Genomic DNA, 10,856 nt, shown 5'->3' on the forward strand with positions numbered 1-10,856 from the left:
TATCACAAATGATTTTAGATTCAGATGATGATAAACAAGATGACATTATTGAGGCAATTGCCGCAGAGCCTAAGTTGAATGAAGAGCATATTGCCAATATGTATGATTACTTGAAAGAGCAAGATCCTGCGTTAGCAGAAGACTTTATGAATGCGGTGAAAGAAAGCAAATATGCTGAAACGGTGAATAATGCAGCACAAATAAGCAAAGCATTGAATATCTCATTAAGCACGCCGATGAAAGAAGGATTGCTCGCCAAACTTAAAGCGAAGCTCTTTGGAAGAACAACTGTAGAAGACAATCAGATTGTGTTTAGTGAAACTGAGCAGAGCTATAAAATAGAGCTAGCAAAGGCTAAATTATTAACTATGATTAATAAAGATAAAGACAATAGCGAAACTAGAGGAAATAAAGGAAATACAGGAAACCAGGAGAATCGAAGTGATAACGAGCAATCTAAAAAGATTTAAGGGTATCAATCGAGGATAAAGTTAAATAATCTCATATGAATGGAGCGTAGGTTATCATGGATATTAATCAGACCTTAACGTATCGCAAGATCAAACCTTTACTATGGTTATTGACAGGTAGCCTGATATTATCTGGCTGCAGTATTACGCCAAAGGCAATTACTCATGAGGTTCAGTTAAATAATACTTACAAGGGATTGCATGAGGTAATAGCGAATCAACAACAGATAAATCATACAGTCACACTGGCTGAAGCAATTGCACGAACACTGAAGTATAACCTTGACCATAAGGTACAACAGGCACAGCTTATGTTGGAGTCGGGTAATTTAAAAGCCGCCTATATGGAAATGCTTCCCGCATTTAATGCCGGTGTTGATTATAGTTTTAGAAATAATGACTTAATTCAAAATCTAGTGGACTCAAATGGTCAGGTTACTCCAGGGCAGCAGAGCTTTACTCCTCGTGAAGTTTTAAATCAGTCTTATGGATTACAATGGAGTCTGCTCGATTTAGGATTAAGTTATACCAGAGCGCAACAGCAGGCCAACCGCGTGATGATTGCTGAAGAAGAAAGACGGCGGGTAACACAGCAATTAATTCAGGAGGTTGTCTCTGCTTATTGGAAGGCATGGACTGCACAATCGATGAAAAAGGAGGTGAATACGTTTAAAGCTAAAGCAGAACTTGCCTTACAAAGATCAAAAGAAGCTTCTGAAAAGAAGGCCAATACACCACAAATTGAGTTAGATTATCAACAGGTATTAATTAAAGCGATTCGTAAAATTAATCAGTTAAATGCGCAAATTACTGATGCCAAAGCAACACTTATCAAGTTAATGAATGCCAAGCCTAGCAGTGAGTTTGAGTTAGAAAGTCCAACAAGCGATTTGATGAACTTGCCAAATATATCACCGCAGTTTGAAAAAATGGACACTTTAGCACTTGTTTATCGTCCTGAATTGCGTCAAGCATCTTATCAAGCTGAAATTGCCAAAAAAGGGATTCAAGCAGTGATTATTAATATGCTGCCCGGTATTGATTTCACCTTTGGATACAATGCCACGAATAACGAATTTATGAAAAACCAATACTGGTGGGGTGGCAATATTGGTGCGTCTCTTAACCTCATTCAAACAGTATTAACCGGACCCTATGCGATTAGTCGTGCCAATCAAACACATAGCTTTGAGCAATTAAAGCAAATAGCAACAACCATTACGGTATTAACACAGGTGCGTATAGCTTACACCAATTATCTATTATGGCAGGAAGATGCAAGCTATGCGGTTCAGGAAGCCAAGATATCGATGGCATTATTTGAGCATGCTGAAAAACTTGAACAAGCGAATCAGGGGAATGAACAGATCACTATTCGCCGTGGTATTGAGGCGATTTCAGCACAATTTGATAAGGATGTCGCACTTGCCAGAGCGCATGAGGCATTATCTAAACTTTATCAATCGATTGGTTTAGATGTTTTACCTGCAGATGCCCGTTACTTACCACTTGATAAGCTTGAGCAAAAAATTGAAGTCTTGTTAAAAGATCAAAGTACAGGAACGTTTAATCAAGAAGTTGATAAAGCATACGATGCACTGAAACCAACTTTAGAGAAAATCAAAAGTGAAATGCTATTAGACAAATCAAGCAAATCGCAGGCAGTCAAGCAAGAAAAGAAAGAGCAAGAGCAAAAGCAATCTGCTAATAATTAAGCAGGTCAAAAAGTTTAAAGAGTAAATTTGAAAAATCGATGGAGTAGTATGGATAAACTGGCTGAGTATTTTGGAGTTATGCCAAGGGTATCCAACTTAATAAGAGGCTAATTTGAAATCACTATAGGAGTTTATTATGTGCGCCAAGTTTTTATTATTGAAAGTAAAAAGATATATCACGTGTATTATCTATTCGTTATTAGTTTTACTACTTCTCTCTGGCTGTAGTAGTAAATCAGGTAGCACGGCACCAACAGGCGGACAAACGGCTCTTTCTGTGTTATCAGATAATGCAGTGCTCCAAGGTAATACCCTATCAATAGCGGTTTCTTTGGCATCCTTTTCATCCAGCATCAGTAGTTTAAAAGTGGGCGCAGATGAAACTAATTCAAATGATTATGCAACTGACGTGCTCTTAAGTTTTGTGAACATTAATAATACCAATAAATTTAATGTGAGTTATTCAGGAGCATGTAGTCCGCTAGTGTTTGGAGCAGATTGTATCATTTTGGTGACACCAAACTCATCTGCTTTGCCACTAGCTGGGCAAACGATCGAGTATACGATTTCGGCTAAAATTAATGGTCAAACCATTACAAGTAGTATTAAAAATTTTACGTTGGAGACTCTGGACACATCAATTAGTGCCATTAATAACCTAGGTGCAGGGCAATCAGCTATCTTGACGATTACCAATAACTCAAATTTTAATATCAATTTAACCGGCTCTTCATTTTCTTCCAACAATACTAAGTTAACATTTTCTAATAACACATGCATACCATCATTAGCGCCTCAGACATCGTGTCAAATCACGATGAGTGCTGATAACAGTGCTACTTCAGAAAACTCTGATATATTATTAGCAACAGCTAATGGTATTCATCTTATTAGTGCGATTGTACCTGTTGTGCGTCCCGCTATCCAAATTTCACCCTCAAGTAATATTTCGCTATCTCCTAATGATTCAACGGTGATTACAATTGAAAATCTATCGCCTGTACCAGTATTTGGGTTGGCAGTTAATATTACTAATCCAGCAGGCGTGACTCACACAACTAATTGTACAAGTGAGTTGGCAGCATTAAGCGCATGCACAATTACGCTTATTGCTGGAGCAAGTCCTAGCAATACTGGAATCATTAATATCTCTGGTAATAATACTAATGGCGCAGTAAAAAGCAATATTTCTGCATCAACACCCTTGTTACTTACGGTCACACCATCAACTAATCATTTCACGACTAATAGTATTGCTAATCAACAGCTTATTCTAACGTTAGAAAATAGCTCATCCACTGTGACTATAAATAACCTTACGGTTTCAACAACACTACCGAATAATTTGGTGGTAGTTCCTTTTGTCAGTAGCTGTAGCAATTTTTATAGCAATTCCCTACCTCCAAGCACTACTTGTCAATATATTCTAGACTACTTACCTGGTGTTATTGCATCACCCTTAATGCAAAGTGTTGATATACAGGTTAGTGGTAATGGTACACAAAGTGTATTAAAGCAAGTCAGCATTAGTAATTACCCTTCTTTTTACACCATACCTCAAAACGCACTTTTGACTCACCAAGGAATTGCTGACTTGAATATCCGTAGCGTTTTTGAGTCTGATAATGTTATTTATGCTGCAACCAGTGGTGGGCTATCTATTTCAACTGACGATGGCGTAACGTGGATTAATAAAACAACTGCCGATGGCTTAATAAGCAATAAACTTGAGAAAATATTTGTTTCAGGCACTAATATCTATATAGCTACAGATAGAGGACTATCAATTTCTACCAACAGTGGCAGTAGCTGGGTTAATAAGACAACTGTAGATGGGCTGGCTAGTAATACTATTCGGGGTGTTTTTTCCATCGCCAATACTATTTATGCTGCAACCAGTGGTGGATTATCTATTTCTACTGATGGTGGTAGTACATGGTCGAATAAAACAACCATCAATGGCTTGGGCAGTAATTCTATTAATGATGTTTTTGCTGCTGGAAGTAATGTTTATGCCGCAACCAGTGGAGGATTATCTATTTCCACGGACGGAGGTAATACATGGTCGAATAAAACAACTGTTGATGGCTTAGCTAATAATTCTATTAATGGCATTTTTGCTGCTGGAAGTAATGTTTATGCTGCAACCAGTGGTGGATTGTCTATTTCTACTGATGGCGGTAGTACATGGTCAAATAAAACAACCATTAATGGCTTAGGCAGTAACGCTATCAATGATGTTTTTGCTGTTGGAAGTAATGTTTATGCCGCAACCAGTGGTGGATTGTCTATTTCTACTGATGGCGGCAATACATGGATCAATAAAACCACGGCTGACAATCTAGGAGGAAATGCTATTTCCAGTGCCTTTGCTACAGGTAATTCAGTGTTTGCAGGGACAACTGGTGGGCTCTCTATCTCAACTGATAATGGGAGCACATGGATTAATAAAACAGCAGCTAATGGGTTAGCAAATAATGATGTTAATAGTAGTTATGCAACAGGTAAAAATGTTTATGCTGCTACTACAAATGGCTTATTCATCTCCACTGATAATGGGCTTACATGGGTTACTAAAACAACATCTGATGGATTGATCGATAATTATATTTATGGTGTTTTTGCTGAGGGGAATACTATTTATGCTGCGTTAAATGGTGCGTTATCAATTTCAACTGACGGTGGTACAACATGGGTTAATAAAACAACCGCTAATGGGTTGATTAGCAATAATATCTATGGTGTTTTTGCTGCTGGGAATACTATTTATGCCGCAACCAATGGTGGATTATCTATTTCCACTGACGGTGGTACAACATGGTCAAATAAAACAGTTGCCGATGGCTTAGGGAATAACATTGTTTATGGCGTTTTTGCCTCTGGCAGTAATGTTTATGCTGCAACTCATAGTGGATTATCTATTTCTACTGACGGAGGTAACACATGGTCAAACAAAACAGTTGCCGATGGTTTAGGAAACAACAGAATTTATGGAGTTATTGCTTCAGGCAGTAATGTTTATGCTGCCACTATTGGTGGTGTGTCAATTTCAACCAATAATGGTGGTGTATGGATTAACAAAACGACAGCTGATGGATTAGGAAGTAATTTTATTCGTAGTATATTTGCGATAGCGGATACGATTTATGCCGCAACTGATAGTGGATTATCGCTATCAATTAATGGTGGCACCTCATGGATTAATCAAACAACAGCAAATGGGCTAGGGAATAATAGTATTAATCATATTTTTATTGCAGGTGGGAATATTTATGCCGCTAGCTCCAATGGGTTATCCATTTCAACCGTTGCAGGAATCTCTTGGATAAATAAAACAACAACTAATGGTTTGGGAGACAATGCTGTTTATGAAACCTTTGTTTCTGGCAATAAAATTTATGCAGCAACAGGTGGTGGGCTATCCATATCAACAGATCAAGGTAGCACATGGGTCAATAAAAATTCAGCGGATGGACTTGGTTCTGATCTTGTTGAAAGCGTTTTTGTTTCAGGCAACTACATTTATGCCGCAACAGATCATGGTCTGTCAATTTCAACAGATAATGGAAACACATGGATCACTAAAACCATTGCCGATGGATTAATAGATGATGGCGTTACACGGGTGTTTGTTTTTGGTCGTAATATCTATGCTATAACAGGTAGTGGATTATCAATGTCAACTGATGGTGGTAGCACTTGGATTAGCAAGACAACCGCCAATGGACTAGCAAGTAACAATATTAAAGCTGCTTTTGAATCCGAAAATAAGGTGTATGTAGCAATGTTTGGTGGTTTAGCAATTTCAACGGATAATGGCAACACCTGGGTGAATAAAACAACAGCTGATGGCTTAGGCAATAATTTAGTGAGTCATGTTTTTGTTTCAGGCAATACGGTTTATGCCTCTACCATCATTGGTGGTTTATCGATTTCAACAGATGGTGGTAACACTTGGATCAATAAGACAACTGCTAACGGTTTAGCAAGTAATAACATTCGTTATACCTTTGCTTTAGGCAATACAATTTATGCTTCTACCAATGTTGGTTTATCGATCTCAACAGATGGTGGCAACACATGGATCAATAAGACAACTGCTGATGGTTTGGGTGATAATCTCTGTAATGGGATCTTTGTTATAGGCAGTAATGTTTATGTAGCAACACAAGGTGGCTTGTCTATTTCAGCGAATAAGTGACAATACTGCCATTGATGAGTCAGAGTGGGCATTGTTGACCGATCGCGTTAAAGACTTACTCCATGGCGCTGAGCATGCGCTATTGAATGTTGATGATCATATCGAAGCAGAAGCACGTCGCTTAAGCGCTCTTGTGATTAAAAAACACGGTGAAGCGTTATTTAATACAACACCAACAGAATCACACTATGAGCAAGTAGATATTTCCTCTGTTGAATCCTCTGATATTAAAAGTATTGGTGCCGAAAGCCTTGTCCACAAAGCAGCGCAAGACCTGCATTTGCCACAGATTCTAAGCACATGTGGTTTATCCAATAGCGAGTGCCAAGATGCGCTAGCCATGATTTTAGCGCGCACATTATACCCTGCCAGTGAAGTGAGGACGTGTGAAGTTTTAAAAACCAAAAGTGCGCTAGATGAGGTGCTACAGACTGATTTTAGCACCTTACACAAGAATCGCCTGTACCGCATTTCAGATGTCCTGTTAAAGTCTAAAGATGCTATTGAAGAAGCCTTATACCAAAGAGGGGAAAACCTTACATATTCGTAAGTCAGCTAAACCCAATCATGATCAGGCTAAGATTTATAAAGCCTGTAATGCACCAGCTATTCCACTAAAGCAGATCATCACAACGCTATAACGCATCGATCACGTCTTCACAAAAAAACAAAAAATCAAAAAACACAAAAAATCTGTAGCGCCTTAACTCAACTTTGTGTATGGCGCAAAGCATTATACTATCTACATTTCAGAAATTTTGCTTACCAAGTTGGGGATAGCCTTGGTATAGTGCTTGCAAACTGTTTTGAAATTCAAATGGAATTAAATCAACAACCATGGTGAATAAGGCGCTATTAGCAATAAACTATTGTTTAAGTGCTTATCTACTCATAAATTGTTGAAGTAACCTTGGGTTACTATATAAATATCAATTGCTTTGTATAATATTTGATTAATGAAGGAATGGAAACAACTCAACATGGCACGACTTATTTTATTGGTGGGTGCTTGCAGTGCGGGGAAAAGCTCGACTGCAAAAGCACTACAAAACTTAATGGATGAACCGAATATTCATCTTGGGATTGATACGTTTCATCTGGCCATTCCAACGGATAAGTTAGAATTGTCAAAGCCGGATAAAGATTATTTGTATCCAAGGCAATATCAGGAAAATGAGCATACGATGACAGAAATCGTGCATGGTGATATTATCAAGCGCATTAACCTAGCACGTTATGAATCAGTCTGTTGTTTTCTAAACCATGGTATAAGTGTGGTAGCAGATGAGATCTTCTGGCGTTTTGATGATTTCAAGGTGTTTTTAGAGAAGCTTCAAAAATATGAAGTGGTCATGGTTGCTATGCGTGTATCAGATGCGGTGGGTGAAAGTCGCGCGCAAAAACGCATGGAGCAATCCCAAAATTACCAAGATGATTTCCGACCTATTGGCATGAGTCGCGCCTCAAATCATATGACACATGAATATACGCGTTATGATATAGACATAAATACCGATAATAAAACACCAGATGAATGTGCTCAATTGATTTATCATGAGCTACAAGCGATGACACATTTTTCGGCATTCAAGGCACTTTGTCAGCAGTATCTATACTAAAAAAATGTATCAAAGCCATTGATTGGCTAAGTCAGAAAATTCCAATGAATCATAAACCAAGTACGCAAGTAGGAGAATCTATGTATTTATCGTTTAAACAGCAAAAGAAAAAGTTATTAAGCTTATTAGGTGCGGGCATTTTGCTATGCCAGATCTCACAGGGGGAAACACATCAAGAATGGGTTAATCGCGCCATGTTGTTACAATCAGAGATAGGGCAAAACGCGCCATTAAATGCACAGTTTCAGATCGGCACACATAATAGTGGCATTTCGCGTTATTATGTTAGCGATCAAGAGGATGGCATTTCAAAATGTGGCGGATCAGCAGCAGGCACGATGGCATGCGAGGATCCCAATCAAGTGATCAATTTAACGGATCAGTTAAATCAAGGAGTAAGACATATTGAGTTTGACTTGGTGCAGTTATTTCCAGACTATCCATTTAGGGATAAAGGTCATGCTATGTATGAGTGTCATTTTCACATTAAATCAGGAACTTCAGGCGCCGAAGCCCAAGCATTATTAAATAAAGTCGTTTGTCGTTCAGGTGCCCTTAAAGATGGAAATGGTGAACATTACACGCAAAAAATGGCACAAGAGATTAATCAATGGTTAAATGAGCATCCGCATAGTTTGGTATATGTCTATTTAGATATTGGTCAGCTTGGCGTTGTACGCAAGTCCTCACAGGCAACAAGTGATATGAATAACTTTATTAATATGTTAACAGCTAGCTTGTCTGGTAAGGTTTTAAGCAAAGATGATCTAAATAATATCGGGTTTCATATCAATCATGACGGTGCGACCTCATTGCCAGTGAGCAAGCTAACAGCCAATGATGTGATTGGTAAGCTAAAACGTCAGGTGATCATCATTGCCAAATATAATGCATTACATGGTCCATCTGGTGGCGCGGATGAGCGTTTAAACAACCCATATATTTTCTCTCAAGTAACCGATCAAAACGAGGTGGGTATTGCTGGCAATGTACTTAGTTTGCCGCAAGATCCAGGTGTCAGTAACTTTAATGACTGGCAGAAAAAGAGCGAGTTTAACTGCCAAGATTTGCAAAGTCACCTTTATCCTAGTGATGGTGCGCACAATGGCTTATGGGGGATTAATGGCGATGCTACCAAGGCATCAGGTGGGGGAAGTGATGTTATTACTATGGATAATATAAAAGAATTAAGTCAGTGCCCAATTAATTATTTTGCGATGGATAAATTAGCGCAAAATGACCCACGAGTTGAAGCAGCTATTTGGAGTTGGGCAGCAAATTACCCGCAAGCAGTGGTTGATGGTGTGAGTAATTTTGCTCAAATAAAAGTTCAAAATGATAATGCCGCTGTCAATCAAATGGTTAATAATCATGATGTTTCAGAAGCAGGTGTGTTGTGCCGAAGTAATGATTTAGTCAAGCCGCAATGGCGTATTTTAAATGGTTTAACCATTGATGCATCGGCTAGTGCGCAAGTGATATCCGATCAAGCTAAATCCTTATGTCAGGCAAGTGGCATGCTATTTGGCGCACCAATTAATCCGCAGCAAATGCATGATGTATTAAATGTGACTAAGTCACAAAATCAAGGCACTGTGATTTTATTGAATTATCAATATGATGCAAGTCAGCAGCGTTGGATCACTCAGTGATCAATGTTTCTAAATTTACCAACCAAAAACGAAAAGAGGATAATATGTATAAAAGAAAGTTTTTAATGATAGCAGTAATCGGAGTGTTAAGCACAGGTTTTGCTATGGCGCAATCGTCTAAAGAAAATTGTGATGATAAGCACGGTGGATGTTTGTTGGATGTCAGTATGACTGGAGATACTGCTGAGCATCAGTTTATAATTCGGCAGACATGTGGACAAGGTGGAGCAAAGCATAAGCAGTATGCTCTCCCTGCACTTGATCCTGCCTATAATCATGGGGAAGTTTACTATAATTACTATACGCATAATAATAGTAAATTTACTGTAAGTAGTGATAAATCAACACAGGTAGCCATGGATCGCTGCAAGAAAAATGGTGATCGTATTGCTGGCGGTAGAGGAGAGTTGTTTGCCTATGAAGTTATTGATGTAACAGGAAGAAAGCTAAGTTATGGTCGACAATGGCAAGTTAGTTATGCATTTTTGCCACACAACGACAATACCTTTTATTCTTATGCGCATTGCAAAGCGATAATGGTAGATACCATTGCGCATACTTGGTACTGCACAAATCCGCGGTATTAAAACCTTAACGGTTACAGAGAAAGATATTATAAGCGGGTCCTCGCGGGTAATTTATTTTGAGGCAAGAGCAAGTTGTAAAATAAAATGTGCATGATGTTTCAGAAGCCGGTGTGTTGTGCCGAAGCAATGATTTAGTCAAGCCGCAATGGCGTATTTTAAATGGTTTAACCATTGATTCATCAGCTAGTGCGCAAGTGATATCCGATCAAGCTAAACATTTATGTCAGGCAAGTGGCATGCTATTTGGCACACCAATTAATCCGCAACAAATGCATGATGTATTAAATGTGACTAAGTCACAAAATCAAGGCACGGTGATTTTATTGAATTATCAATATGACGCAAGTCAGCAGCGTTGGATCACTCAGTGATCAATGTTTCTAAATTTACCAACCAAAAACGAAAAGAGGATAATATGTATAAAAGAAAGTTTTTAATGATAGCAGTAATAGGAGTGTTAAGCACAGGTTTTGCTATGGCGCAATCACGGCTGTCCCATCTAAAATATGTTGACTTTTGCTAAATTTATCTTTGAAGTTGTCATCAAAGGAATCTATTGTATTAGCTATGACTCAGGAAATATCCACCACTTTTGAAAATCACTTTAAAGAT

Annotated in this window: 7 protein-coding genes and 1 pseudogene; all 8 read left to right on the top strand. The window is 38.4% G+C overall.

Annotated elements, in window-relative coordinates; translation table 11 throughout:
- Positions 1–470, top strand: a 470-nt coding sequence (locus DNJ75_RS13465; protein ID WP_157968350.1) for a hypothetical protein, incomplete at its 5' end; no start/stop codon positions are given.
- Between the two features lie 56 nt (positions 471–526).
- Entirely contained in the window at positions 527–2,185 is a 1,659-nt protein-coding gene (locus DNJ75_RS13470) for a TolC family protein (RefSeq protein ID WP_117003972.1), read from the top strand.
- A 136-nt stretch (positions 2,186–2,321) separates the two neighbouring features.
- On the top strand, positions 2,322–6,386 hold the full coding sequence (locus DNJ75_RS13475) for a beta strand repeat-containing protein (protein WP_117003973.1): 4,065 nt from the start codon (positions 2,322–2,324) through the stop codon (positions 6,384–6,386).
- Positions 6,382–6,912: pseudogene (locus tag DNJ75_RS13480) on the top strand (IS1634 family transposase); the annotation flags it as partial. The gene DNJ75_RS13475 and the pseudogene DNJ75_RS13480, both read left to right, overlap by 5 nt.
- A 454-nt stretch (positions 6,913–7,366) precedes the next feature.
- The gene (locus tag DNJ75_RS13485) at positions 7,367–8,005 is read left to right on the top strand and encodes a phosphotransferase-like protein (protein WP_157968351.1); all 639 of its coding nucleotides are present in this window, start codon (positions 7,367–7,369) and stop codon (positions 8,003–8,005) included.
- Positions 8,006–8,085: 80 nt separating this feature from the next.
- Positions 8,086–9,657, top strand: a complete 1,572-nt coding sequence (locus DNJ75_RS13490; RefSeq protein ID WP_117003976.1) for a PI-PLC domain-containing protein — start codon at positions 8,086–8,088, stop codon at positions 9,655–9,657.
- A 65-nt stretch (positions 9,658–9,722) separates the two neighbouring features.
- On the top strand, positions 9,723–10,244 hold the full coding sequence (locus DNJ75_RS13495) for a hypothetical protein (protein WP_150469078.1): 522 nt from the start codon (positions 9,723–9,725) through the stop codon (positions 10,242–10,244).
- 86 nt (positions 10,245–10,330) lie between these two features.
- Positions 10,331–10,615 (top strand): hypothetical protein, encoded by a 285-nt coding sequence (locus DNJ75_RS13500; protein ID WP_117003978.1) that lies wholly within the window; start codon positions 10,331–10,333, stop codon positions 10,613–10,615.
- Positions 10,616–10,856 lie beyond the last annotated feature (241 nt).

Origin of the sequence: Cysteiniphilum litorale (assembly GCF_003428165.1) — a bacterium.
Lineage (GTDB): Bacteria > Pseudomonadota > Gammaproteobacteria > Francisellales > Francisellaceae > Caedibacter > Caedibacter litoralis.

What these genes read in the sequence shown, in the direction of transcription:
- DNJ75_RS13490 (WP_117003976.1), top strand. Translation starts at nt 8,086, where the DNA reads ATGTATTTATCGTTTAAACAGCAAAAGAAAAAGTTATTAAGCTTATTA.
- DNJ75_RS13495 (WP_150469078.1), top strand. Translation starts at nt 9,723, where the DNA reads ATGATAGCAGTAATCGGAGTGTTAAGCACAGGTTTTGCTATGGCGCAA.
- DNJ75_RS13470 (WP_117003972.1), top strand. Translation starts at nt 527, where the DNA reads ATGGATATTAATCAGACCTTAACGTATCGCAAGATCAAACCTTTACTA.
- DNJ75_RS13485 (WP_157968351.1), top strand. Translation starts at nt 7,367, where the DNA reads ATGGCACGACTTATTTTATTGGTGGGTGCTTGCAGTGCGGGGAAAAGC.
- DNJ75_RS13475 (WP_117003973.1), top strand. Translation starts at nt 2,322, where the DNA reads ATGTGCGCCAAGTTTTTATTATTGAAAGTAAAAAGATATATCACGTGT.